This window comes from Paenibacillus sp. JNU01 (assembly GCF_059130585.1).
This window is the reverse complement of sequence record NZ_CP169723.1, coordinates 2,458,512-2,483,948: the sequence shown is the minus strand read 5'-3', so window position 1 is coordinate 2,483,948 and position 25,437 is coordinate 2,458,512. Positions and strand designations below refer to the sequence as shown.

Sequence of the window (25,437 nt, the reverse complement as noted above, 5' to 3'; positions counted from 1 at the left end):
TTAAATACATCGGAACACGTTCATTTTATAGGGATTGGCGGATATGGCATGAGTGCCATCGCTAGAGTTATGTTGGAAATGGGATACACCGTTACCGGATCGGATGTCGCTTCACAGGAGTTGACCGAGAAGTTGGCAGCCAAGGGAGCGAAAATATATATCGGCCATACAGCAGAGCACGTCACTGGAGCAGACCTGGTTGTTTACTCTACGGCAGCGCCTGCTGATAATGTGGAACGGGTAGCAGCTGCAGAGCTCAACATTCCGATTCTGCATCGTTCCCAGATGCTTGCACGTTTGTTAAATGAACGTAAAGGTGTGGCTGTGGCTGGAGCCCACGGTAAAACCACCACCTCATCCATGATTGCACTGGTTATGGATAAATGTGATACGGACCCGACATATATCATTGGCGGAGAGATCATGAATGTGGGCACCAACGCCAAGGCAGGCCAGGGCGACTGGGTAGTTGCCGAGGCGGACGAGAGCGATGGCTCATTTTTGCAGTACCATCCATGGCTCGGTATTGTAACCAATATTGAGGCAGATCATCTGGAGAATTACAACAGTGATTTTGAGGAACTCAAAAAGGCTTATGTGCAGTTCCTGAGCCAGATTCGTCCGGAAGGAACAGCCATTGTGTGCTCAGACGACGAGAATGTTCAAGCGATTTTGCCAGAACTCAAGTCACGAATTACAACTTATGGTATTGATCGTGCTGCGGATTATACGGCAACGGATATTGTATTGGGCGATCGCCGTATCTCCTTTACGATGAATCATCAGGGTGCTCCTATGGGCACGGTGGAATTATCAGTGCCAGGTAAGCATAACGTTTATAATGCGATGGCTACTGTAATTACCTGTCTGGAAGCAGGTATTCCATTTGAGAAGATTGTGGCAGCGATCATCCAGTTCCACGGAGCCAAACGCAGATTCCAGGTATTGGGCGAGGCGCGTGATATGCTGATCATCGATGATTATGCGCATCACCCGACGGAGATTGAAGCGACTATTAGTGCAGCCAAAGCGACAGGCAAACGTATTATTGCGGTATTCCAGCCACAGCGTTATACGCGTACGTTCTTCCTGTTGGATGCGTTCAGTCGTGCTTTCGCGGAAGCGGATGAGGTGCTTATTACGGATATTTATTCTCCTGCGGGCGAAAAACAGATCGAAGGGGTAACCTCCGCCAAACTGGTTGAACTAATCGTTCAAAACAGTAATGCTTCTGCACGGTACCTTCCTACGAAAGAAGAAGTTGTAGCTGATCTGCAGCATCGTTTGCAGCCAGGAGACCTGGTGATTACGATGGGTGCAGGTGATATCTGGAAAGTTGGAGATACACTTGCCCAAGGCTTGAAATAGATCATTTGCGAAACCGCCTGTCTTCGATATGAAGCAGGCGGTTTTTTGCGTTAATTGGAATGTCTTCTGCCTCCTCTGCATATAGCTGATATAAATGGACAAAGGAGAGGGTACGGGTGAGCAATGCTAGAATGACGTTTCGCTTCGGGGATCATGAGTCGGACAAGCCTGAAAACAAGAGGAGTTCCGCATCCAGTCCATTGGTGTCGTTAAGTGAAGAATTACCGCATAATCAACTGCTAACGCCTAAGCAGATGGTTACGACCCCATCATGGACGCCAGAGGATATTCCCGGAGACTGGGGAGAGACGGTGCTGACAAGCTCTACTGTCCCTGAACCTGACGAGCGGGTGAGCCCTGATTCGAACTCGAACTTGGATGAGCACCATTATCTAGGAAACCGTTCGGGTTACGGTTATGATAATTATTCAGAAGATCCGGAGGAAGAGCGTCGCTATCGGTCCAATGCCCAAGAGGATCAGGGCCATGACTGGCTTGCAGATTCCGAGAACTATTCCTATAAGCGCAATCGTCCTCCAAGGGGCTGGAAAATGATTGGTTCTGTCACTGGGGCACTTGTTACCGGAGCACTCTTTGGCATGGTGATTCTCTCATTTTTTAATAAAGAAGGAGCCGTCAAGCCAGACGATCTTCTGCCCGCCAATCAGGCAGTTTCCACTGTGACTGGTCAGGAGGGGGCTACAGGTACAGAACTGCAGACAGCGGCGACTGGCAGCACGTATTATGCACTTCAATACGGCGTGTTCAGTTCTCCTGAACGAGCTGAGCAGGCCAAGCTTGAACTGGCTCAGGCAGGTATAGCCGCAGGGTCTGATCCTGAAGATGGTAATCGAGTATATGCAGGCATTTCGGCTGACCGTGAAGAGGCCAAGCTACTTAGCTCCAGGCTAAAAGCTCAGGGAGTCGAACTGTATGTCAAGGAGATCGTGAACCCTGAGATCAATCCGGCTATATTCGGTGGCAAGCAAGAGGATGTGCAGCTTTTCTTCACAAACAGTTCTGCACTGGTCGAACAATTGTCTACCTTGTCCATTCAGCAATTGGGACAATCTGCACCGACAGCAGTCTCTGCAGAAACGATGACCGCGATTCAGAATAAACACCAGTCATGGTTAACCGGTTTGAATAGTCTCTCACCCGGCCTGACTGCGGAGGTACAGCCTATTGTTGGTGGAATGGAGAAATCAATGAACGATGCAATAACGGCTATTGCAGAGTACAACAAAAATCCGGATGATGTGCACATGTGGTCCGTGCAGTCCGATCTGATGGAATATGTACTACAGCAGAAAAAATGGCTCGAAGCGATTAAGCAGTAACATGCTCTTTCCCATAACAACGCTTGGAATTACCCATCCGGCAAGGAACTGGAAATAGTTCCCCTTGCCGGATTTGTGTTTGTATTGACGTACAAAACCCCGTATAATAATGTGGGTGTCAAAAAATGGCGAGGGAAGATTACCGATGAAAAAAAACTTCGGCATGTTATTGCTGTTTCTGCTGCTCGGCTGGATGGCCGGAGCGTGGATCGCCAAGGCACTGCAGCCTGTTAAGGCAGTAGCCTTTCTTACGAAAGCCACGACCATACGTTGGTCGCCGCAGGCTGATCTTGATATTATCAGTTATGATATTTCACTTCAATTTCAAATGAGCCTTCTGAGTCTGATCGGTATGATTGCCGCTGTGTGGCTATATCGCAGACTGTAGGAGAATGACGAGTTATGACGAAAAAAATTAACCAGTGACATCTATTATCGTGATCCGGACAGGATGTTGCCGTGGCATAAGGAGCCGTTCATTTTGGATAACACAAAGCAGCGCCCTATTATTCTGGCCTCCACATCGCCTCGGCGCAAGGAACTGATCGCATCACTCCACCTAGCGTTTGATGTAATACCAAGTCATGCCAATGAAGATACACCGCCAGAGTGGACCCCTGAACAGACGGTACAGGAGCTTGCTTTGCGCAAGGCGCTTGCTGTGTATCGGGGGCTTGAAGGCCGCGAGCAGGAAGCCATTATTGTTGGTAGTGACACCGTTGTTGTTCTGGATGGTGAGATTCTGGGCAAACCCGTAGATGAAGCGGATGCTGAACGTATGTTATCCCAGCTGCAGGGCCGTGTGCATCGGGTGTTTACGGGCGTCGCTTGTATCGATGCGGGCAATGGACAGTCGTTAGTTCATTACCGCCAGACCGATGTAACGATGAAAGAACTGTCGGATGCGACCATCCGTGCTTATGTGAAGACAGGTGAGCCTTCGGACAAGGCAGGATCTTATGCCATTCAGGGCATTGGCGCTTCACTGGTCGACCGTATTGAAGGATGTTATTTTAATGTGGTTGGCTTGCCGCTATCCTTGCTAAGTGACATGCTGGACGGGTTCGGCGTACATGTGTTGCCACGAACATGAATGAAGCCAAATGTTGTGAAATGAAAAGAGGGAACATATGGAGTCGCCTCAATACATGATGCGCGACATCCCCCAGGAAGAACGCCCGAGAGAACGCATGATGGAATATGGGGCGGGCGCCTTAAGCCATGCTGAATTGCTGGCCATTTTACTTCGAACAGGCACAAGACAGGAATCCGCGGTGCATATGGCACAGCGGATTCTGACCGAAACGGGTGGCATTCGCTCGTTAATGGATCTGAGTCTGGAAGAATTGACTGCGATGAAAGGGATTGGCAATGCCAAGGCTGTACAATTGAAAGCTGGCATTGAGCTGGGGCATCGGATTGCCAAGAGCAGACTCACACAGTCGGCTTCAATCCGTACACCGCGTGATGCAGCTGACATCCTGATCGAACAATTGCGTTATTTGCAAAAAGAACATTTTGTGTGTCTCTTTCTGAATAGCAAAAATCATATTATTGCCCAGGAAACACTCTCCATGGGCAGCCTTAACGCTTCGATTGTACATCCGCGTGAAGTGTTCCGGGCTGCCATCAAATGCAGCAGCGCATCTATTGTGTGCGCACACAACCATCCGAGCGGTGATCCTACGCCCAGTCCGGAGGATATCCAAATAACCAAGAGACTGATTGAAGCAGGCGCTATTGTTGGTATTGACGTGCTTGATCATATAATTATCGGAGATGGAACGTACGTAAGTTTGAAGGAGAAGGGCTTAGTATAATATAATGGTTGGCGTTGATGTTTTCCTATGAATGTTAACGGCGTTGTCCGTAAAAGATAGGTTCACTTTACAAATGAAAAAAAAACAAATGCGAATATTAGCTCCACGTGTTACGTGGGAATGAAATTATCACGCTCTGGATCTGAATAGAGCGGCTATATGAGGCAGAAAAGGAGAATATGTTATGTTTGGTGGTTTTACGAAAGATTTGGGTATTGACTTGGGGACAGCAAATACGTTGGTTTATGTACGAGGAAAAGGAATTGTGGTGCGCGAACCTTCGGTAGTCGCTATACGCACAGATACAAAAAGCATTGAAGCAGTAGGTGAAGCTGCCAAAAAAATGATTGGACGTACACCAGGTAACATTCGTGCCATTCGTCCAATGAAAGATGGCGTTATCGCCGACTTTGATACAACGGCAACAATGATCAAATATTTCATCCGTGAGGCGCAGAAACAACGCTCCATGTTCCAACGTCATCCAAACGTGATGGTATGTGTACCGTCCGGGATCACGGCTGTAGAACAACGTGCGGTTGAAGATGCAACGAAACAGGCTGGAGCACGCGAAGCCTATACAATTGAAGAGCCTTTTGCAGCTGCAATTGGTGCGGATCTGCCTGTATGGGAGCCAACAGGTAGTATGGTTGTCGATATTGGTGGCGGTACAACGGAAGTGGCTGTTATCTCTCTTGGTGGGATTGTAACGAGCCGTTCGGTTCGCGTAGCAGGTGACGAGATGGATGAATCCGTTATTCAATACATCAAACGCCAATACAATCTGATGATCGGTGAGCGTACATCGGAGCAGTTGAAGATGGACATCGGATCAGCAATGCCATTGGAGCAAGTAGAAACGATGGAAATTCGTGGACGTGACCTCGTTACAGGTCTGCCGAAGACCATTACGATTACTTCGGACGAGATCAGCGAAGCATTGGCTGATACGGTGAATGCAATTGTTGAAGCGGTAAAAGTAACCCTTGAGAAATGCCCACCAGAACTTGCGGCCGATATTATGGATCGTGGAATCGTTCTTACAGGTGGTGGGGCGCTTCTGCGCAATCTGGACAAGCTTCTGGCTGGTGAGACAGGAATGCCTGTCATCGTGGCTGAGAATCCGCTGGATTGTGTAGCAATCGGAACAGGTAAAGCGCTAGAGAATATTCATTTGTTCAAAAGCAGAAGCAGTTCGGCAGTTCGTTCCAAACGTTAATCGGTATTTGCCTAACTTGACATTGCGAATAAGTGGCAAGATATCTTTATAGAGGACCCGGTTAACCCCGGGGATGAGCTATTACCCGCTTAACAGGGGAGGATCGGCTGATATTCTCGCAGGGACTACAAGTCTGACAGTCTCCCCGCCGGGCATGGCTCGGAAGAGAATATGGATGTTAGAGGGTGTTCGAACTGTTTAAACTGCTAGGCAACAAAAGACTTTTTGTTTTGCTGGTGGGCCTTGTTACATTTATCGCGTTAATGGGCTTTACGCTCAGTCCGCGAACCACTCTATCCTGGCCGGAGAAATTCCTGAAGGATTCAGTTGGATTTGTACAATACGTATTTTACAAGCCCGCTTCTTATGTAGCGGGCTTTTTTAAAGATGTAGCGAACATGCGTACGGTATATCAAGAGAATGAAGAGCTTCGTATCGCGATGGGTCACTATACCCGGGATCGGCTGAAGTACAATGATATGGAGCAAGTGAATGAGCAGCTTCAGAAAGCGCTCAATTTCACCGAAGAACAGAAGAATCGGTATAATTATGGTTCACGAATTGCTCAGGTTATCAGTGCCAATTCAGATCCGAATAGCAGAACCATTAACATTGATATTGGTGAAAATGCGGGAATTAAGCCGGGGATGGCTGTAACCTCGCAAGAAGGGCTAGTCGGCGTGATTAGTCATGTCAGCTCCTATACATCAACAGTTAATCTGTTAACGTCCATGGACGCCAATGATCCAACATCCAACGCCATTGCAGCAACGGCAGTAGGTAAGGAGAAGGTGTTTGGTATGATTGAGAGTTATGATCCGAAGACGGGCATGCTCAAGATGACCAAAATTTCAGAAGATTCTAATATCCAAAAGGATGATGAGATCATCTCCTCTGGAATTATAAACAATTTTCCGAAGTACATGCGGATTGGGAAAGTGAAGAGTGTCGAGAAAAGTGAGTATGGTTTAACCAAAACAGCTACAATTGAGCCATATGCAAGTTTCCTTGATTGGAAAGAGTTGATTGTCATTATCCCGCCTGAGGTAAAAGAATAATGGTAACGCGCAAGCAAGTTTTGTTCCTGTTGTTATTCGTTTTGTTCATTGCGGAAGGTACGATTTTGCCGCTGCTCATTCCTTCTGGCTGGCAGATGCGTATTTCTGCCAATCTGGTCTATATCGTCATTTTGTTTATCGCCGTATATCATCACCGACACACGGCACTAGTGCTCGGTATATTTTTTGGACTATTGCATGACGTTGTATTCTACGGCGAGATGATTGGACCTTATGGATTTTCGATGGGATTATCGGCGTACATGATGGGACTCATTTTTCAAGCACCTCGTGCACCACTGCCCGTTATGGTATCGGTTGTCATTTTGGGAAGTCTGCTGAATGACACCATGCTATTTTTCCTGTACAAGCTCTTCCAACTTAACCACGTGACCTTTGACTGGGCGTTGATTGAATACATGATTCCTAATTTGTTCATTCATTTTGTGTTTGCCTTGATCATATATGTCCCGCTTCGGAAACAACTGGAGCGGATCGGCAAGAGACGGAGCAAGACAGAAGAAGCTTCCTAAATACATTTATGGAGCGCAAAGCAGGAACTTGGGGCCCCGGGCACGAAATGTAATGAGATGGGAGGGACAGGCTTATGACGGTAAAATCGAATCACGTAACGATTAAAGGCATCCGAGACGGCCTGGTTTTCCTGTTGGACGATCAATGTGAATTCGAGGAATTGCTCTATGAGCTCCGCTATAAGCTGGAACACAGCCATCAAAATATTTTGACCGGACCGATTGTTCATGTGGATATCAAGTTGGGTGCCCGCGAAGTGACAGAGGACCAGAAAGAAGCAATTCTCGATATACTGAAACAAAAAGGGAATCTGCTTATTCGATCCATCGATTCACCTGCACTCCAACCGGAGGTTAAAGGACCGCCGCCGATTGTAACCATGTGTGGTATGGTGCGTTCTGGTCAGGTGCTTCATCATGAAGGAAATCTCCTGTTTCTTGGAGATATCAATCCGGGGGGCACAGTGACGTGTACCGGAGATATATATGTGTTGGGTTCACTCAGAGGTATGGCTCATGCCGGAATTGGCGGGGACGAGGAAGCAATCATTGCGGCATCGGTATTTGCACCGACGCAGCTACGTATTGCGGATATCATCAGTCGTCCTCCCGATGAATGGGAGAGCCGAGAGACCGGAATGGAATTTGCTTACTTACAGGACAATCAGATGCAGATAGACAAAATGAGCAATATCGTTCGGTTACGCCGAGATTTTAATGTGTTTAAAGGAGTGTAGCTCATGGGAGAGGCGATCGTGATCACTTCGGGTAAAGGCGGCGTGGGTAAAACAACCACCTCGGCAAACATCGGGACAGCGCTGGCGCTGCTCGGCAAAAAGGTTTGTCTGGTAGATACCGATATCGGCCTTCGTAATTTGGATGTCGTGATGGGACTCGAAAACCGTATTATTTACGATCTGTGCGACGTTGCGGACGGCCGCTGCCGTCTGAATCAGGCTTTGGTCAAAGACAAGCGTTTCGAAGAATTATACATGTTGCCTGCGGCGCAGACGAGAGACAAAAACTCGGTATCGCCAGAACAGGTGAAGGATATTATCCTTGAATTGAAAAAAGATTTTGAATACGTCATTATTGATTGCCCCGCAGGGATCGAGCAGGGGTTCAAAAATGCGGTAGCAGGAGCAGATCAGGCCATCGTGGTCACTACACCGGAAAATGCTGCAGTACGTGATGCGGATCGTGTCATCGGCCTGCTGGAGAGTTCACATATTCAATCACCTAAACTGGTGGTGAATCGAATTCGCAATAATATGGTTAAATCGGGTGACATGTTAGATATCGATGGTATTTTACAAGTACTTAATATTGACCTGATTGGCATCGTGCCTGATGATGAACTAGTCATCAAAGCTGCCAATTCAGGAGAACCCACGGTCATGAATCCGGATTCACTTGCAGCGATTGCGTATCGGAATATTGCACGCCGCATTCTGGGAGATACGGTCCCATTAATGCAGCTGGAGCAGAAAAAGGGTGCTTTTTCTCGCTTCAAAAAGTTCTTCGGAATGGGTTAACTCGTTAAACGAACTTATTCATAATTTTAAATACATGACAGCCGTGGCGCATAGCCCGGCTTTTTTTGTTATCTGACCGGCAGGCTTGTTCATATTATCATCCACCTCTTCATAGGATGTAGTAAACAAGCCTCGGCGGGAGGATATTCCATGAACACGAAACTCAGAATCAAGCAGAGACGAGAAGAACGCATTCGGCGACTGATGGATGGAGCCACTGTGGAGGTCTTACAGGAGCAAAAAGTAGGTTCATTGTTGGACAAGAATGAGATCATGCTCCGGAAACCGTTTACGCCTAGTGAAGGGATACAAGAAAGAGATCCAGAATGGTTGTGGAAAAAAGAGAACGGTCGTTTCGTTCCAGGGGGGCATTCGAGATTCAACCTAATCAAGTCACTTTTAAAACGAACGGTCATTAGCGCTTTGATATTCGGCGGAGTATGGGGGCTGTTTCAATTAGATACATCGTGGACGAAAGCTCCCAAAACAGTCATTGCCGATGCACTCCATCGAGATATGGATTTTGCCTCTGCAGCAGCCTGGTATGAACGCCATTTTGGAGGAACGCCTTCGTTTCTGCCTGTTCTTGGTCATACGACGGATGCTGTCAATGGCTCAGGCATACGACAATTACTGGGTAAACCAATCTCAGGAACAGTGGTTCAGCCATTCGCGCTGAGCATGAAAGGAATTGAGATCGTTCCGGATGCTGCTGGTGCAGAACTTATACAGGTCGCAAGTTCGGATGCTGGACGTGTCATGGAGGTTATCGGAGATGCAGCAAGTGGATTCACCGTTGTGATTCAACATACAGGCAATGTCACGGCAATATACGGTCGGCTGAACGAAAGTGAAGTGAACGTGAATGATTGGGTGGAAGCGGGGAATCCAGTGGGGAGTCTCAAAGCTACGGGTGGTGAGCAACCGGCCACGCTCTATTTTGCGGTCAAAGAGGGGGAGGAGTACGTAGACCCAGCGGAAGTTGTTGCCCTTGATTAGGGTGTGGGGGGTCCGTATTACGTTTCATCCGTTTTTTGTAATTATCATGATGGCCTCCCTCCTGACTGGACATTTCATTGAACTTATTACGCTGTTTGCCATCGTATTCATTCATGAATGTGGACATGCTGCGGCGGCGGCCCTTCTGGGCTATCGTGTTTTGTCAATCCAGATGCTTCCTTTTGGAGGAGTAGCGGTTATTGAAGATGGAGGTACGATCACGGCCTACCGGGAAATCATGATTGCTCTTGCAGGTCCATTACAAAACATGCTGATGGTTGGTGTGGTTTTATTGTTGCAGTATGGCCATCTCGGCGATCCGGTTTTTCTCAATTATATCATTCAGGGAAACCTGCTCATCGCCCTATTTAATCTGCTGCCTGTACTTCCTCTGGACGGAGGAAAAATTGTTCAGGCGCTTGTCAGTCTGTGGGCACCCTACTATACAACATTAATGTGGACTTACAGAATTAGCATTCTGTTTAGCGTAGGAGTTGTTTTGTATGCGATCTGCCGATGGTTTACTGGAGACTACGGCTTACCGTTAAACATTCTGTTAATCGGTCTTTTTTTGTTCTATTCCAATCTGACGGATTACCGAAATGTACCTTATCGCTTTATTCGTTTTCTGATGAATCGAGAAGGGGCGTTCACTCGTCACGCGGCTGCTGGCAGTTTGGCGCAGCCAATAATCTCATTTCCAGCGAAACCTTTGGACACTATTTTGCGTCTATTAAAGAGAGAAAGATACCATATGGTATACGTGATGAACAGACAGGGACAAATTATGGCCGTATTGCCTGAACAACGCATTATCGGGTCCTATTTTCAACAAAATGGCGATAAATTGTAGTGTTCTGGTGGACCTGTTCTGAAATGGGTTAATACATGTACAATGAGAATGGTAAAGAGAGCTGAAATGGATGTGGATGAATTGAATTGTCTTCTAGAGGTGAAGCCATGAAACAAATGATCGTACATAATGAACATAACCTCATGCAAATGGCGCTTCTGGAAGAAGGCAAAGCTGTGGAATTTACAGCAGAGCGTACACGCGAGCGTGGACTGTTGGGTTCCTTTTTCAAGGGACGGGTAGTTAATGTGCTACCGGGTATGCAGGCTGCTTTTGTGGATATCGGTCAGAAAAAGAATGCGTTTCTGTATGTGGATGATGTGTTACATCCCCATCTGGAGAAGCAACCTAAGGTGAAGCCTTCCATCTCGGAGTTGCTTCGTCCAGGTCAGGAAGTCATTGTTCAGGTTCTGAAAGAACCGGTAGGAGGCAAGGGAGCCCGGGTGACGACTCATTATTCACTTCCGGGCCGCTGGCTTGTCTACATGCCTGTTGCCGACTATGTGGCGGTTTCCAAGAAGATTGCCCGTGAAGGGGATCGTTCTCGTCTTAAGGCACTTGGGGAGCAGTTGAGGCGGGATGAAGAAGGACTTATTATTCGAACCGTATCTGGAGAAGAGCAGCATGAAGCCATCAAGTCGGACTTGGAAACATTACGTGCGCAGTGGTGCCTGATTCGTGAAAAAGCGGACAGTTTGCCTTCGCCAAGCCTCCTGCATCGGGATCATAGCATGGTGCAGCGAATCATCAGAGATGTGTACACACCAGGCAGTGATGAGGTCATCACCGATAGTGAAGGACAAGCCCGTGAGGTAAAAGCATTGCTGGAAGAGATTAGTCCTGGTCATCAACCCAAAGTTCAGGTGTATCGGGGTACAGAATCCATCTTTGCTGCCTATGGTGTACAGGAACAGTTGAATAAGGATTTTGCCCGAAAAGTCTGGCTGCCCGGAGGCGGATATATTGTCATTGACCATACTGAAGCTCTGACTGTAGTGGATGTGAACACAGGCAAATATACAGGAGCTGGCGGTGACAGTCTAGAAGAGACCGTAACGGAGACCAACATGCAGGCAGCAGTGGAGATTGCCCGTCTGATGCGTCTGCGGGATATCGGTGGCATGATAATTGTCGACTTCATTGATATGGAGGAAGCCTCGAATCGGCATGAAGTTGCGTCAACCTTGGAGGGTGAACTCAAAAAGGATCGTACCAAAGCGTTTGTAATGGGTTGGACCAAGCTGGGGTTGCTCGAACTTACCCGTAAGAAAGTGCGGGAAGAAAGTACGTTGCCCTATGTTGAGCCGTGTTCTTCCTGTCATGGAACGGGAAAAAGATATATTTCACCTTTGCATTGATTTTTGATATATTGCGTGATATAATCTTCAAGTATGTGTTTAGCCTATTGGTCTTGCACATGCTGTAACCGCACTGGCCGGGTATAAGAACAGTTCCGCAAGGAGGCTGTCACCTGAGAACGGGCGAGTCTGAGACATGAGGAGGTGCAAGGCAAATGTACGCAATTATTGAAACAGGCGGCAAACAGTACAAAGTCCAAGAGGGCGATGTTCTGTTCATCGAGAAATTGACTGCGAACGATGGCGAAAGCGTAACGTTCGACCGTGTCCTGGCTGTATCTAACGATCAAGGTTTGACAGCAGGTACACCATTGATTTCCGGAGCTACTGTAACGGCTAAAGTGGAGAAACATGGCAAAGGACAAAAGGTTATCGTATACAAATACAAACCTAAAAAGAACTACCATGTGAAGCAAGGTCACCGTCAACCGTACACTAAAGTAACTATCGAAACAATCAAAGCGTAAAGAAGGTGCGATAAGTGATTATCGTTCAAATCTTTCGTGATGAGGACGGGAACATCGAACGCTTTTCCATCGAAGGGCATGCCAATTTTGCCAAGCGGGGAGAAGATATCGTATGTGCCGGGGTATCCGCTGTTACAGTGGGTACGGTGAACTCAATTGAAACATTGACCGGTGTCGAAATGGATGCCAAGATGAAGAATGGCTTTTTAAGTGGTTCTTTACCTTTGTTGGAGAGAGGGGAAACCTGGTCCCAGGTACAACTGTTGCTCGAATCCATGGTGGTTATGCTCTCTAATATTGCAGAGTCATACGGGAAGTATATTAAAATACAGCAATTCAAATAAGCAAAGAAGGAGGACAACCAATCATGTTGAAATTAAATCTTCAGTTATTCGCATCGAAAAAAGGTGTAGGTTCCACGAAGAACGGACGTGACAGTAATGCTCAACGTCTGGGTGTTAAACGTGCTGATGGTCAAACTGTAACTGGTGGTAGCATTCTCGTTCGCCAACGCGGAACGAAAATTCACCCAGGAACTAACGTTGGCATCGGTAAAGATGACACTTTGTTCGCGAAAATCGACGGCGTTGTAAAATTCGAACGTTGGGGACGCGATCGCAAAAAAGTAAGCATCTATCCTGTTAATGTTGCTCCTGTAGCAGCAGCAGTAGAAGCGTAATATCGGCATTCCGCCTAAGGAGCCTTCGGCATTTTTGCCGAAGGTTTTTTGTATTCAACGGTTATTCGGTAATGAACTGGCAGAAAAGACATGTTATACTTGGTTACGGTGGGTGTAGACCAACCGAGTTTTGTAGAACGGGGAGAAGCCATGAAATCTTGGAAAAGAGTGCCGTGGATTGCGGCATGTTCACTTCTGATTCCTTTGGTTTTCGTTATGTTGTATCCGGCGATGATCTCAAGCGTCGTATGCGCATTGTGGTCCGTCGCAGTATTGTTCATTTCTGTGAATGCGATGAAGAAACAGGCGGAGGCGGAACGCAGAACCATCATACAATCCATGGAAAAGACAGCAATTGCTTCATTAAATCATCATCGACACGACTGGATGAACGACCTTCAGGTGTTATATGGATATCTTCGGATGGGCAAACTTGATAAATCCCTGCAATGTGTGGAAAGAATAAAAGAGCGGGTTACGGAAGAGAGTCGAATCTCCAGGTTGGGTATTCCTTCGCTCGTATTTTATCTTCAATCTTTTCGGGCCAGTGGAATGCCGCTGGAATTGCATGTGGAAATAGAAGAAGAGTTGCAGCTTAGTGCTCTGGTCTCTCCCGAGGATGGCGAGTCACTTACCGGGGCGATTGCAGATGCAATCAGAGCCTATCAATATGGCGGCGGCCGGTCTTCTTGGGGAGAGGTTCGCAAACTGACCTTGAACTTCGGGCAGGATCATGGAGATGTGGTTGTCCGACTGGATGGGGATCAAACACCCGATCCGGAAACATTGCGGCAGCTTACTGCCGTACTCCAAGGAAAAAAAGTCAGAACGGAGCAGTTTCCGTCTGAGGATACGTTTATACAATTCAGAATGCCGTGTGGAATATAGGAAGAAGGGGTTAACCAATGTTTGTAGATAAAGCGAAGATTTATGTAAAAGCCGGAGACGGAGGGGACGGAATTATTTCCTTCCGTCGTGAGAAGTATGTTCCAAACGGTGGACCCGCCGGGGGCGATGGAGGCAGAGGGGCTGACATCATTTTCCGGGTGGATGAAGGTCTGCGGACGTTGATGGATTTTCGTTACCAGCGTCACTTCAAGGCCCCACGTGGTGAGAAGGGACGTAATAAAAGTCAGCACGGTGCAAACGCTGAGAACATGATTGTGCGCATTCCACCAGGAACTGTCATTCTGGATGAAGACAGTGGAGAAGTACTGGCGGATATGACACGTCACGGTCAACAAGTTGTTATTGCTCGTGGTGGTCGGGGTGGTCGGGGTAACATCCGATTTGCCACACCGAACAATCCTGCGCCTGAACTTGCCGAGAATGGTGAAGAAGGCCAAGAGCGTTACATCGTATTAGAGCTAAAAGTGATGGCAGATGTTGGTCTGGTTGGTTTCCCGAGTGTCGGGAAATCCACGCTGCTTTCTGTCGTTTCGTCAGCCAAACCAAAGATTGGTGCATATCATTTCACAACCATCACACCGAACCTGGGTGTAGTTGGTGTAGGAGAAGGCCGAAGCTTCGTTATGGCCGATTTGCCTGGTCTGATTGAAGGCGCACATGAAGGAATCGGACTGGGACATGAGTTTTTACGTCATGTCGAGCGTACCCGTATTATTATTCATGTGGTGGACATGTCGGGTTCAGAAGGACGCGATCCATTTGAAGACTGGCAGAAAATTAATGATGAACTGAAACTGTACAATCCGCTTTTGGCTGAGAGACCGCAGGTTGTAGCAGCCAATAAAATGGATATGCCGGACTCTGAAGCAAACCTGGAGCAATTTTTGCAGCAAGTTCGTGAGGTGCAACCGGATATTGAAGTGATGCCTATTTCATCTCTGACTCGTAAAGGGATTCAAGAGCTCTTGTATCGTGCCGCTGATCTCCTGGATCAGATTCCGGACGAGCCAGTGGTTGAAGAGGTAGCAGACGTATCCGAACGTAAAGTGTACAGCTTGGACAAAAAAGAGGACGATGGTTTCCGCATCTTGCGTGAGAATGAAATGTTCGTTGTCGAAAGTGCCAAGATTGATCGCATGATGAAACGGATGCAATTGAACTCGCATGAAGCTATATTGAAACTCGCACGTACAATGCGTTATATGGGTGTGGACGCTGAGTTGCGTAAGCGTGGAGCTGTAGAAGGCACCATCGTGCGTATTGGAGACTTTGAATTTGAATTTGTGGAAGGCAGCAGTTACTACTAAGTAACTGTCTTCCGTGGAGAGACAGATTGATATACAGACGCAGAGAAGTGGGAAGTTGACCCGCAGCTCTGCGTTTTTTTTGTTTTTTCCTGACATGGGAGAGGCATAAACTTGTATACTGTGAGGAATACATTTCAAAAAATAGGCATGTCATGTATTGCCCTTTTGTCGTAGATCCTATATAATGTCCACTATATGAATACATGAGTCTTTGAGGAGAGGACGTTCTGTGAACGAACGCTATTACTTGGTACGGGAAGATATTTTACCGGAGGCTGTGGTGAAGACCATGCAGGTAAAAGAACTACTGGCTTCTGGTGATGTTAAAACAGTGCATGAGGCGGTTGAACAGGTTGGATTAAGCCGGAGCGCCTTTTACAAGTACAAGGATGGAATTCATCTGATCAACCAGCTTGAACGGGAGAGAATTGTAACGATCTCTATTGATCTGGAGCATCAGTCAGGGATCTTGTCTCGTGTGCTTGGACATGTAGCAGGTTATGGAGCCAACGTGCTCACGATTAATCAGAGTATACCGCTTCAAGGAAGAGCCAATGTTGTCATTTCAGTGGAAACGACACATCTTCATGGCGAAATTGGTGAAATGCTGGATCGAATGCAAGATATGCCTGGAGTAAGACGCACACGTATTGTAGGCCAAGGTTAATGAGGCTTTAATATACAGGACTGACAGACAAGAATAGACATTAGGGGGTAGATCGTTAGTGAAACCAGTAAAAGTCGGATTGTTGGGTCTGGGAACTGTGGGAACGGGAGTCGTTCGCATTGTGGAAGGGAATCAGGAGGATCTGAGCAGTCAGGTTGGATCGCCGATTGTCATTGAGAAGATCGCGGTGAAAAATACAGAGAAAGAACGTGTTATTGCTGTAGACCGTGCCAAACTCACTGAAGATCCTTGGGAAGTCATTCGTCATCCGGATATTGATGTCATCGTTGAAGTCATGGGTGGCATTGATCAGACGAAAGAGTATATTCTTGAAGCGTTGGAACGTGGGAAGCATATCGTAACAGCGAACAAAGATCTCATGGCACTGCATGGTACAGAGATTTTGGCGAAGGCGCAGGAAAAGCAATGTGATGTGTTCTATGAGGCGAGTGTTGCGGGAGGGATTCCAATCATTCGTACGTTAATTGAAGGTTTCTCTTCCGACCGGATTACTCGCATTATGGGGATAGTGAACGGAACAACGAACTTTATTCTGACCAAAATGAGTCAGGAAGGTGCATCCTATGAAGAAGTGGTGGCCGAAGCACAGGCGCTGGGATACGCTGAATCGGATCCAACCTCCGATGTGGAAGGACTTGATGCAGCTCGCAAAATGGCGATCTTGAGCACACTGGGTTTCCGCACTAATGTGGAGTTGAAGGATGTAACTGTTAAAGGCATATCCTCCGTTACTCGTGAAGACATAACGTATGCCAGAAGACTGGGCTATGAGATGAAGTTACTTGGTATTGCGGACCGGATTGACGATGAGATTACGATTAGCGTACAGCCGACAATGGTTAGACAGAATCACCCCATTGCTTCAGTCAATGGTGTGTTCAACGCAGTATATGTACACGGTGAAGCTGTAGGGGAGACCATGTTCTACGGTGCGGGTGCGGGAGAACTGCCAACGGCAACTTCGGTTGTAGCTGATATTGTGGCGGTTACCAAAAACCTCAAACTTGGCGTGAACGGTCTCAAAGCAATTGTTCCTTATAAGCAGAAGCGAATGCAAAGCGATGAGCAGATCGTGTCGAAAAACTTTATTTTACTGCACGTGGACGACAAAGCCGGTGTATTGGCACAAATTACACAAATTTTCGCTGAATATGATGTCAGTCTGGCGTCGGTTGTTCAACAGCCGAATGAGCACAACCCGGATGCCGAGATCATTATCGTTACGCATAATGCAAGTAAGGCAAGCATGGATAAAGTGTTAAAACATTTTGAATCACTCAGCGTCATTCGTCGCATTAAGAGTGTATACCGGGTCGAAGGATAATTGTCCTCACCCCATACTGCATCTTCATTATTTCCGTTATAAATTATACCCGTATCATCAGGTCATCATATCAGATTATTAAAACATAAAGGAGTTTACCCACAATGAGATATCAAGGACTTTTGCAAACGTACAGAGAGCACCTTCCGGTTAATGAAAATACACCACTGCTTACGCTTCAGGAAGGGAATACACCGTTGATTTATGCAGAGAATCTGTCTGAGGAGCTCGGCTTAAAAGTATACTTCAAGTATGAAGGTTTGAATCCTACAGGATCTTTCAAAGACCGCGGTATGGTTATGGCGGTTGCCAAAGCGATGGAAGAGGGTAGCCGTACGATCATGTGTGCATCTACAGGTAACACGTCAGCAGCTGCAGCAGCCTACGCCGCACGTGGTGGCCTCAATTGTATCGTGTTGATCCCTAATAATAACATTGCACTGGGTAAACTGGCCCAAGCCATGATTTATGGAGCCAAAGTGATTGCGATTAATGGTAACTTTGACCGTGCACTGGAGATTGTGCGTGAGATCACAGCCAAACATCCGATCACGCTTGTAAACTCTGTGAATCCGTTCCGGATCGAAGGACAGAAGACAGCAGCGTTTGAAGTGGTTGAACAACTGGGCGAAGCGCCTGACGTTCTGGCTATTCCAGTTGGTAATGCGGGGAATATCTCGGCCTATTGGAAAGGCTTCAAAGAATACAAAGAGGCTGGTAAATCCAACACGCTGCCACGCATGGTTGGTTTCGAAGCCGAAGGTGCGATGGCGATTGTCAAAGGTGAACCGATTCTTGAGCCTGAAACAGTAGCCACAGCGATTCGAATCGGTAATCCGGCGAGCTGGAAAACGGCTGTAGCTGCAGCTGAGGAATCTGGTGGACAGATTAACTATGTAACGGATGAACAGATCCTGACAGCGTATCGTACGCTTGCATCTCGGGAAGGGATTTTTGCTGAACCTGCTTCTGCGGCTTCCCTTGCTGGTGTATACAAACTGAAGAGCGAAGGGTACTTTAAAGGCGGAGAGACTGTAGTTTGCGTACTGACAGGTAATGGCCTGAAAGATCCGAATATTGCGATCAAAACAGTAGCGACTGAGCCGCTTGTTGTTGAAGATACGGAAGAAGCAGTAATGGCGGCCATTGCACAATTGGAGCAGCAATCTGTATGAGTTTGCGTGAAAAGGTAACCGTAAAAATACCTGCAAGCACAGCCAATCTCGGTCCGGGGTTTGATACCCTGGGCATGGCATTGTCTCTGTATGCCTGGTTGGAGATGAAACCTGCCGAGCAGACGACATTTCATCTACACGGCGATCATTTGACAGGCCTGCCTACGGATAAATCGAATTTGATTTACGAAGTCGCACAGATGGTATTCGATGAAGCTGGGGTGTCTGTACCTGAATTGGAGATTTCCATGTATTCCGATATTCCACTTACGCGTGGACTCGGCAGTAGTGCATCAGCCATCGTTGGTGCACTGGCGGCAGCGAATGCATTAATTGGTACTCCTTTATCGGATGCGAAACTTCTGGATATAGCCACCTCCCTCGAGAAGCATCCTGATAATGTGGGTGCATCACTCTATGGGGGTATTATTACGGCTGCATGGGATGGTGTGCGGGTAGATCATATTCGTATTGAGCCACCCCAGGATTTGCAGGCTTTGGTTGTTGTACCTGAATTCCAACTGTCTACTTCAAAAGCAAGGAATGTGATTCCAGAGCAATTTGGCATGTCTGATGTGGTGCATAACATTAGCAGATCCTCGCTGCTCGTTGCCGCTTTGGCGAGTGGGCGACTGGATATGATTCAGAAGGCGATGTCAGATCGAATTCACCAACCGTACCGGGCATCATTGGTGCCAGGCATGGCTGAGATATTGGAACATGCTGTCGATCATGGAGCGTTGGGAGCTGCCCTGAGCGGAGCGGGACCGACCGTATTAACCTTGGTAGATCGTCATGACACCCGCAAAGCGGAATTGGAACAATATTTGCTGAACACCATGGAGCGGGAGGGCATATCAGCTTCTGCACTGTGGCTCGATCCGGATTTGGACGGTGTAACCGTGCTGCCTGATCAAGACGAACGTCCTTTTTTGGACAGAATCAAAGGGGAAGTTAATGCATGAAAAGAATTGCAGTATTACCTGAAGGCTCAGTTTCCCATGAGGCGATTGATTTCCTTTTTAACAGTGAACCGTTAGATTTGCTTCACTCCAAGCTGATTTCAGATGTTTTTCGAGCAACAGATAGTGGAAAAACACAATACAGTGTCATTCCGATGGAAAATACAATTGAAGGTTCCGTTAGCCTTCACATGGACTGGCTTGTGAATGAAGTGGATATTCCAATGCAAGCAGAGTGGATATACCCGTCCATCCAGAATGTCATTGGACATGGGGTTGAATTCAGGACGGAGAGCGGCGAGTATGATTTTAGTAAAATTACCAAGATCATGTCTCATCCTGTGGCTATTCCGCAGTGTCAGAACTTTATTCGGCTGCATTCGCCTGATGCGGATCTTGAAGGTGTGAACAGTACAGCCGAAGCTGTAGAGATTGTGAAGAAAAATCCGGGTAAGGGCTGGGTAGCCATCGGTACCAAGCTTGCTGCTCAGAAGCATGGTCTGGACATTATGGCTGAACGAGTTACAGATCATGACAATAACTATACCCGTTTTGTGCTTATCGGCCATGAACCTGTGGTTATTCCTCGTGAACCGGATCATGTGAAAACCAGCTTGCTCGTGACATTGCCAGAAGATGCACCGGGAGCGTTGCATCAGGTATTGTCGGCATTTGCCTGGCGGAAGCTGAATCTGACCCGTCTTGAATCTCGTCCAACGAAGAAACGATTGGGCAGCTATTATTTCTACATTGATGTTGTGGAAACGGTCGATTCGGTATTGCTCACTGCAGCCATGGCTGAGATAGAGGCGTTGAATTGTCAGGTGCGTGTTCTTGGTAGCTATCCTTGTTATACATATCCTTCGAGGTAATCGACCTGTATGATGGTTGGAATGTTAGAAGGTTGTCATAATTCTGGATAGAATGAACAAGTAAGAGCTTTTCATTTGATGTACAATGGACGAGTTATAACGTTCGGAGTTAGGGAAATGGATATTTTATGGAGGTGCAGTCATCGGTGGCAGAGCAGTGGATCTATTTGGATGGTCAGTATGTGACCAAAGAGAACGCAACCGTTTCGGTATATGATCATGGATTTTTGTACGGAGACGGGATTTTCGAAGGTATTCGGATCTATAACGGAAATATTTTCAGATGTAAGGCTCACTTGGATCGTTTGTATGATTCGGCAAAATCCATCAGTTTGAACATCCCGCTGTCCATGGATGAGATGTTGGAAGTGATGGCTGAAACGGTGCGCCGCAATGATATGCGTAATGGGTATATTCGTCTTATCGTATCACGTGGCCCTGGTAATCTTGGTTTGGACCCGCTTCGTTGCCCTAAGGCATCCGTAATCATCATCGTGGAGCAATTGGCGATTTATCCGGAGGAAGCGTATCTGACTGGATTAAAAGCAGTGTCCGTATCCCAACGTCGGAACATCCCGGACGCTTTGAATCCGAAAATTAAATCATTGAACTATCTGAATAACATCCTGGTTAAAATCCAGTCTAACTATTCAGGTGCTGGAGAAGCGATTATGTTGAATTCCCAAGGTTACGTTACCGAGGGTTCAAGTGATAACATCTTCATCATCAAAAATGGTGTAGTATACACGCCGCCTTGTTATCTCGGTGCTCTTGAAGGGATTACACGTCAAGCCATTATCGATCTATGTGGAGAACTGGAGCTTGAATTAAAAGAAGTGCCATTCACCCTGCATGATGTGTATATCGCAGACGAAGTCTTTTTCACCGGGACAGCTGCAGAAGTTATCGCTGCATGTGAAGTGGATGGAAGAACAATTGGTACGGGTGTCGCAGGTCCTGTAACGCTGAGACTGCTGGAAGCATTCCGTCAGATTGTTGACAAAGATGGTTATAAAGTGTGGGAATCTTAAGTAAGAATTGTATAGCATAGGGAACAGGAATCCTCCTTGTCTGATAAAATTCAGCATACCTGGTGTATGGGAATTTTTAACGACAGGAGGATTTTTTTTGTTTAGTTGATGTCATTAGCCCGGTTTCTGCATAGGATGTAGTAACGGTATGGGCGAATGTACTGCCCAAGTATGACGTCTAGGAGGTTAGTTCCCTGTGAAAATACACATGGTGAAAAAAGGCGACACATTATATCTGCTGTCCCAAAAATACAATGTTGCGCTGGACAAATTGATCGCGGCTAATCCGCAAATCACAAATCCCGATAAGCTGGATATTGGCATGAAAGTCAAAATCCCTGCAGAGCCAGTAACACCGAAGCCGGAGGGTATGCTCCACAGTCACAAGGTTCAGCAAGGAGATTCGTTATGGAAGTTGGCACAAGCCTGGGGAGTTCCTTTAAAAGAAATGATCAATGCCAATCCACAGTTGAAAAATCCGAATGCTCTTCTGGTGGGGGAAACGGTCTACATTCCCTCGATGCATGCACAAGGAAACACGATGTCTAACTCTGGTGCCAGCAACATTGCTGCAAATGAAAAATTGTCGCCTGAAGGTAAGGAATACACGGGAGTCAAAGAACCGGAACAACCTGCTCCAGTTGCACCAACTCCTCCTGCTCCGGTATCAGAGGTTCCAGTCCCAGTACCTGCTCCACCACCAGCTAATCCAGAAAAACCGAATGTGAAGCCTGAACTGGAGGTGCTGCCGCAGTTGCCAGAACTTCCTGAAGTGAAACCCGAAAAGGAAATGCCGAAAAAAGAAGAGGTTAAACCCGAAGTTCAAGTTAAACCTGTAGCGGAATCCAAGAAATACACAATGCCTAATCTTTCGCCTGAAATTATGCCTTTGCCTGTAATGCCTAATACCGAGCCTCCAACTGAGGTTGCACCAGCAACGAAAAAGCCCTGTGGTTGTGGTAACAAGTTGCATCATGCGCCAGCGGAGCATCCTTATGTTCAAATTCCGGTTCCTGCACAAGAGGTGTATGGTATTCAGCAAGACATGTACACGGCAGAAGTGAGTAACAATGCGCCGTTTCCAGGGATTTCGGAAGTTAGCCCTTACAGTGGCAGTGAAATGACTAACAGCCCGTGGACGGGTGCGGAGCAGAGCTATAACCACAATAACGTTATGCCAAATCTGTCTCCAGAAATGCAAAACAACTCATTTCCGATTGCACCAGCTGGCGAAGTGAATAGTCCATTTCCAACGTATGCAGCACCTAGTCATATGAATCATCAGCCACCATTCATATCTCCATACTCTATGCTTCCGTATCCTCCATGCGGATGTGGATCACATACACATGTCCCTCAGTATACTTATCCTTCTTATGGTTACCAGGAACCGGCTTGGAACATGAACATGTACGGTCCTTCGTATGGTATGCCACCTGAAATGTCTACATCAACGATGCCAAACCAGCCTATTGAGTATGCATATCAGAATCCGTATCCTACACAGAACATGGTTCCGCCGTCCCCGCTTGGAGCATTTGGCGAAATGTATCCTCCTCAAGGGCAAGGCAGTGGTGGCAAAAAGGGAGGGCGTGAAGACGCTAACTTAAGTCAGGTAAGCATTGAAGAGGTTGGATCAGATTCGGAGGCGAAGTCCAAGCAAACCGGAAATAAGCCAGCAGCCGCAAAACGCAGAACGAGCAAGGCTCCTCTGAAGAACAAATCCAAAGTATCCGTGTCAGGAAAAACATCCAGAGAGGGTGTAGCTACTTCCAACCAACGGAAATCAAATAAAAAGCGTCGTAATCCATGGATACAAAACTAACCAGAGGACTGCGATCGATAGAGAAGTAAGTTACCTATAATATTAGCGGGAAGTTAACTCTGTAATAGGGAGCTGGCTTCCCGCTAACTCTGAATGAACAATGAATTGCATATAAAGGAAATATAATTTTTCAGGAATAATGGGAGCATTTTGTAGAGAAATATTGAAACCCCTTTCATATATGTGCTAAAATATTTGTTGTACCCTATGAGCGTACCGCGATAATAGGACAAGTTAGGGAACCGATATGATCGCTTTAGCTAATGCAAAACTAGTAAAGAAAAGAAATGAAAAAAACTGTTGCATTAGATTCAGCCGTATGATATATTATTTAAGTCGCCGCTGAAACACACGGCTGACACGGGAAACACAATAAATGAAGAAACAAGTTTGATCTTTGAAAACTGAACAACGAGTGAGTAAACATTCTGCTTGCAGAATGAACGCGAAAGTTGAAACAAGCCTTGGCTTGGATCGACTGGAGCACAAATGAGATGTTTAATCTCGTCAGATTCAAAATGAGCTTATCGCTCTTTTCAATACTTTATTGGAGAGTTTGATCCTGGCTCAGGACGAACGCTGGCGGCATGCCTAATACATGCAAGTCGAGCGGAGTATCAAAGAAGCTTGCTTCTTTGATACTTAGCGGCGGACGGGTGAGTAACACGTAGGCAACCTGCCCTCAAGTTTGGGACAACTACCGGAAACGGTAGCTAATACCGAATAGTTGTTTCCTTCGCCTGAAGGGAACTGGAAAGACGGAGTAATCTGTCACTTGGGGATGGGCCTGCGGCGCATTAGCTAGTTGGTGGGGTAACGGCTCACCAAGGCGACGATGCGTAGCCGACCTGAGAGGGTGATCGGCCACACTGGGACTGAGACACGGCCCAGACTCCTACGGGAGGCAGCAGTAGGGAATCTTCCGCAATGGGCGAAAGCCTGACGGAGCAATGCCGCGTGAGTGATGAAGGTTTTCGGATCGTAAAGCTCTGTTGCCAGGGAAGAACGCTTGGGAGAGTAACTGCTCTCAAGGTGACGGTACCTGAGAAGAAAGCCCCGGCTAACTACGTGCCAGCAGCCGCGGTAATACGTAGGGGGCAAGCGTTGTCCGGAATTATTGGGCGTAAAGCGCGCGCAGGCGGTCATTTAAGTCTGGTGTTTAATCCCGGGGCTCAACCCCGGATCGCACTGGAAACTGGGTGACTTGAGTGCAGAAGAGGAGAGTGGAATTCCACGTGTAGCGGTGAAATGCGTAGATATGTGGAGGAACACCAGTGGCGAAGGCGACTCTCTGGGCTGTAACTGACGCTGAGGCGCGAAAGCGTGGGGAGCAAACAGGATTAGATACCCTGGTAGTCCACGCCGTAAACGATGAGTGCTAGGTGTTAGGGGTTTCGATACCCTTGGTGCCGAAGTTAACACATTAAGCACTCCGCCTGGGGAGTACGGTCGCAAGACTGAAACTCAAAGGAATTGACGGGGACCCGCACAAGCAGTGGAGTATGTGGTTTAATTCGAAGCAACGCGAAGAACCTTACCAGGTCTTGACATCCCTCTGATCGATGCAGAGATGTATCTTTCCTTCGGGACAGAGGAGACAGGTGGTGCATGGTTGTCGTCAGCTCGTGTCGTGAGATGTTGGGTTAAGTCCCGCAACGAGCGCAACCCTTGATCTTAGTTGCCAGCATTTCGGATGGGCACTCTAAGGTGACTGCCGGTGACAAACCGGAGGAAGGTGGGGATGACGTCAAATCATCATGCCCCTTATGACCTGGGCTACACACGTACTACAATGGCCGGTACAACGGGCTGTGAAGCCGCGAGGTGGAACGAATCCTAAAAAGCCGGTCTCAGTTCGGATTGCAGGCTGCAACTCGCCTGCATGAAGTCGGAATTGCTAGTAATCGCGGATCAGCATGCCGCGGTGAATACGTTCCCGGGTCTTGTACACACCGCCCGTCACACCACGAGAGTTTATAACACCCGAAGTCGGTGGGGTAACCGCAAGGAGCCAGCCGCCGAAGGTGGGATAGATGATTGGGGTGAAGTCGTAACAAGGTAGCCGTATCGGAAGGTGCGGCTGGATCACCTCCTTTCTATGGAGAATCGTTTCCA

25 protein-coding genes, 1 rRNA gene and 1 other annotated feature are annotated in these 25,437 nt (G+C 47.3%); all 26 genes read left to right on the top strand.

The genetic code is table 11. From position 1 onward, the window contains the following. Window positions 1-48 precede the first annotated feature (48 nt). The 26 genes from murC (at window position 49) to NLBNIHML_RS10695 (ending at window position 25,418) form a co-directional block, all read left to right on the top strand. The gene (gene murC, locus NLBNIHML_RS10820; RefSeq protein WP_339243187.1) at window positions 49-1,368 is read left to right on the top strand and encodes a UDP-N-acetylmuramate--L-alanine ligase; all 1,320 of its coding nucleotides are present in this window, start codon (window positions 49-51) and stop codon (window positions 1,366-1,368) included. A gap of 116 nt (window positions 1,369-1,484) precedes the next feature. Beyond that, window positions 1,485-2,708 carry an SPOR domain-containing protein gene (locus tag NLBNIHML_RS10815; RefSeq protein ID WP_494354354.1) on the top strand — a complete coding sequence of 408 codons (1,224 nt, stop codon included), beginning with the start codon at window positions 1,485-1,487 and terminating at the stop codon, window positions 2,706-2,708. 145 nt (window positions 2,709-2,853) lie between these two features. Further along, window positions 2,854-3,096, top strand: coding sequence for a DUF4321 domain-containing protein (locus NLBNIHML_RS10810; protein WP_047841183.1), 243 nt, complete (start codon window positions 2,854-2,856; stop codon window positions 3,094-3,096). 93 nt (window positions 3,097-3,189) lie between these two features. Next, window positions 3,190-3,801 (top strand): Maf family protein, encoded by a 612-nt coding sequence (locus tag NLBNIHML_RS10805; RefSeq protein WP_339257032.1) that lies wholly within the window; start codon window positions 3,190-3,192, stop codon window positions 3,799-3,801. A gap of 37 nt (window positions 3,802-3,838) precedes the next feature. Beyond that, window positions 3,839-4,528: a RadC family protein gene (gene radC / locus NLBNIHML_RS10800; RefSeq protein ID WP_339237080.1), complete on the top strand. Its 690-nt coding sequence runs from the start codon at window positions 3,839-3,841 to the stop codon at window positions 4,526-4,528. A gap of 184 nt (window positions 4,529-4,712) precedes the next feature. After that, entirely contained in the window at window positions 4,713-5,747 is a 1,035-nt protein-coding gene (locus NLBNIHML_RS10795) for a rod shape-determining protein (RefSeq protein ID WP_024633969.1), read from the top strand. A 185-nt stretch (window positions 5,748-5,932) separates the two neighbouring features. Continuing rightward, on the top strand, window positions 5,933-6,805 hold the full coding sequence (mreC, locus tag NLBNIHML_RS10790; RefSeq protein ID WP_339237077.1) for a rod shape-determining protein MreC: 873 nt from the start codon (window positions 5,933-5,935) through the stop codon (window positions 6,803-6,805). Then, entirely contained in the window at window positions 6,805-7,338 is a 534-nt protein-coding gene (mreD, locus tag NLBNIHML_RS10785) for a rod shape-determining protein MreD (RefSeq protein ID WP_036605906.1), read from the top strand. The genes mreC and mreD overlap by 1 nt, the downstream gene beginning before the upstream one ends. 74 nt (window positions 7,339-7,412) lie before the next feature. Further along, on the top strand, window positions 7,413-8,075 hold the full coding sequence (gene minC, locus NLBNIHML_RS10780) for a septum site-determining protein MinC (RefSeq protein ID WP_017692615.1): 663 nt from the start codon (window positions 7,413-7,415) through the stop codon (window positions 8,073-8,075). A 3-nt stretch (window positions 8,076-8,078) separates the two neighbouring features. Continuing rightward, window positions 8,079-8,873 (top strand): septum site-determining protein MinD, encoded by a 795-nt coding sequence (minD, locus tag NLBNIHML_RS10775; RefSeq protein ID WP_024633965.1) that lies wholly within the window; start codon window positions 8,079-8,081, stop codon window positions 8,871-8,873. Between the two features lie 150 nt (window positions 8,874-9,023). Continuing rightward, entirely contained in the window at window positions 9,024-9,872 is an 849-nt protein-coding gene (locus tag NLBNIHML_RS10770) for a peptidoglycan DD-metalloendopeptidase family protein (protein ID WP_494354353.1), read from the top strand. Beyond that, entirely contained in the window at window positions 9,865-10,725 is an 861-nt protein-coding gene (locus NLBNIHML_RS10765; RefSeq protein WP_339237068.1) for a M50 family metallopeptidase, read from the top strand. The genes NLBNIHML_RS10770 and NLBNIHML_RS10765 overlap by 8 nt, the downstream gene beginning before the upstream one ends. 107 nt (window positions 10,726-10,832) lie before the next feature. After that, window positions 10,833-12,083, top strand: coding sequence for an Rne/Rng family ribonuclease (locus NLBNIHML_RS10760; protein WP_494354352.1), 1,251 nt, complete (start codon window positions 10,833-10,835; stop codon window positions 12,081-12,083). 56 nt (window positions 12,084-12,139) lie between these two features. Next, window positions 12,140-12,224 (top strand) — a sequence feature (ribosomal protein L21 leader region). A 14-nt stretch (window positions 12,225-12,238) separates the two neighbouring features. Continuing rightward, complete coding sequence (gene rplU / locus NLBNIHML_RS10755; protein WP_017692620.1) at window positions 12,239-12,550, top strand: 50S ribosomal protein L21; 312 nt, start codon at window positions 12,239-12,241, stop codon at window positions 12,548-12,550. Between the two features lie 14 nt (window positions 12,551-12,564). Then, complete coding sequence (locus tag NLBNIHML_RS10750; protein WP_036605912.1) at window positions 12,565-12,894, top strand: ribosomal-processing cysteine protease Prp; 330 nt, start codon at window positions 12,565-12,567, stop codon at window positions 12,892-12,894. Between the two features lie 23 nt (window positions 12,895-12,917). After that, complete coding sequence (gene rpmA / locus NLBNIHML_RS10745) at window positions 12,918-13,229, top strand: 50S ribosomal protein L27 (RefSeq protein ID WP_017692622.1); 312 nt, start codon at window positions 12,918-12,920, stop codon at window positions 13,227-13,229. Window positions 13,230-13,319: 90 nt separating this feature from the next. Further along, on the top strand, window positions 13,320-14,117 hold the full coding sequence (locus NLBNIHML_RS10740; protein WP_339306014.1) for a Spo0B domain-containing protein: 798 nt from the start codon (window positions 13,320-13,322) through the stop codon (window positions 14,115-14,117). A gap of 17 nt (window positions 14,118-14,134) precedes the next feature. After that, window positions 14,135-15,445, top strand: a complete 1,311-nt coding sequence (gene obgE, locus NLBNIHML_RS10735; protein WP_339237061.1) for a GTPase ObgE — start codon at window positions 14,135-14,137, stop codon at window positions 15,443-15,445. A gap of 229 nt (window positions 15,446-15,674) precedes the next feature. Beyond that, on the top strand, window positions 15,675-16,112 hold the full coding sequence (locus tag NLBNIHML_RS10730) for an ACT domain-containing protein (protein WP_017692625.1): 438 nt from the start codon (window positions 15,675-15,677) through the stop codon (window positions 16,110-16,112). Between the two features lie 58 nt (window positions 16,113-16,170). Further along, window positions 16,171-17,457: a homoserine dehydrogenase gene (locus tag NLBNIHML_RS10725; protein WP_494354351.1), complete on the top strand. Its 1,287-nt coding sequence runs from the start codon at window positions 16,171-16,173 to the stop codon at window positions 17,455-17,457. Between the two features lie 104 nt (window positions 17,458-17,561). Next, window positions 17,562-18,632, top strand: a complete 1,071-nt coding sequence (thrC, locus tag NLBNIHML_RS10720) for a threonine synthase (RefSeq protein ID WP_339237058.1) — start codon at window positions 17,562-17,564, stop codon at window positions 18,630-18,632. Further along, window positions 18,629-19,597 carry a homoserine kinase gene (gene thrB / locus NLBNIHML_RS10715; RefSeq protein WP_494354350.1) on the top strand — a complete coding sequence of 323 codons (969 nt, stop codon included), beginning with the start codon at window positions 18,629-18,631 and terminating at the stop codon, window positions 19,595-19,597. Before thrC ends, thrB begins: the two co-directional genes overlap by 4 nt. Next, on the top strand, window positions 19,594-20,466 hold the full coding sequence (gene pheA, locus NLBNIHML_RS10710; protein ID WP_339237055.1) for a prephenate dehydratase: 873 nt from the start codon (window positions 19,594-19,596) through the stop codon (window positions 20,464-20,466). Before thrB ends, pheA begins: the two co-directional genes overlap by 4 nt. A 146-nt stretch (window positions 20,467-20,612) precedes the next feature. Then, window positions 20,613-21,497: a branched-chain-amino-acid transaminase gene (ilvE, locus tag NLBNIHML_RS10705; protein WP_339237053.1), complete on the top strand. Its 885-nt coding sequence runs from the start codon at window positions 20,613-20,615 to the stop codon at window positions 21,495-21,497. 196 nt (window positions 21,498-21,693) lie between these two features. Then, window positions 21,694-23,322, top strand: coding sequence for a LysM peptidoglycan-binding domain-containing protein (locus tag NLBNIHML_RS10700; protein WP_494354349.1), 1,629 nt, complete (start codon window positions 21,694-21,696; stop codon window positions 23,320-23,322). A 544-nt stretch (window positions 23,323-23,866) separates the two neighbouring features. Then, a 16S ribosomal RNA gene (locus NLBNIHML_RS10695) occupies window positions 23,867-25,418 on the top strand. Window positions 25,419-25,437 lie beyond the last annotated feature (19 nt).

Bases quoted from the DNA above. Each gene is read 5' to 3' on its own strand.
- mreD (WP_036605906.1), top strand. From the start codon at position 6,805: ATGGTAACGCGCAAGCAAGTTTTGTTCCTGTTGTTATTCGTTTTGTTC.
- NLBNIHML_RS10770 (WP_494354353.1), top strand. From the start codon at position 9,024: ATGAACACGAAACTCAGAATCAAGCAGAGACGAGAAGAACGCATTCGG.
- NLBNIHML_RS10740 (WP_339306014.1), top strand. From the start codon at position 13,320: ATGTTATACTTGGTTACGGTGGGTGTAGACCAACCGAGTTTTGTAGAA.
- radC (WP_339237080.1), top strand. From the start codon at position 3,839: ATGGAGTCGCCTCAATACATGATGCGCGACATCCCCCAGGAAGAACGC.
- pheA (WP_339237055.1), top strand. From the start codon at position 19,594: ATGAAAAGAATTGCAGTATTACCTGAAGGCTCAGTTTCCCATGAGGCG.
- thrB (WP_494354350.1), top strand. From the start codon at position 18,629: ATGAGTTTGCGTGAAAAGGTAACCGTAAAAATACCTGCAAGCACAGCC.
- thrC (WP_339237058.1), top strand. From the start codon at position 17,562: ATGAGATATCAAGGACTTTTGCAAACGTACAGAGAGCACCTTCCGGTT.
- NLBNIHML_RS10760 (WP_494354352.1), top strand. From the start codon at position 10,833: ATGAAACAAATGATCGTACATAATGAACATAACCTCATGCAAATGGCG.
- minD (WP_024633965.1), top strand. From the start codon at position 8,079: ATGGGAGAGGCGATCGTGATCACTTCGGGTAAAGGCGGCGTGGGTAAA.
- murC (WP_339243187.1), top strand. From the start codon at position 49: ATGAGTGCCATCGCTAGAGTTATGTTGGAAATGGGATACACCGTTACC.
- minC (WP_017692615.1), top strand. From the start codon at position 7,413: ATGACGGTAAAATCGAATCACGTAACGATTAAAGGCATCCGAGACGGC.
- rplU (WP_017692620.1), top strand. From the start codon at position 12,239: ATGTACGCAATTATTGAAACAGGCGGCAAACAGTACAAAGTCCAAGAG.
- NLBNIHML_RS10795 (WP_024633969.1), top strand. From the start codon at position 4,713: ATGTTTGGTGGTTTTACGAAAGATTTGGGTATTGACTTGGGGACAGCA.
- obgE (WP_339237061.1), top strand. From the start codon at position 14,135: ATGTTTGTAGATAAAGCGAAGATTTATGTAAAAGCCGGAGACGGAGGG.
- NLBNIHML_RS10810 (WP_047841183.1), top strand. From the start codon at position 2,854: ATGAAAAAAAACTTCGGCATGTTATTGCTGTTTCTGCTGCTCGGCTGG.
- rpmA (WP_017692622.1), top strand. From the start codon at position 12,918: ATGTTGAAATTAAATCTTCAGTTATTCGCATCGAAAAAAGGTGTAGGT.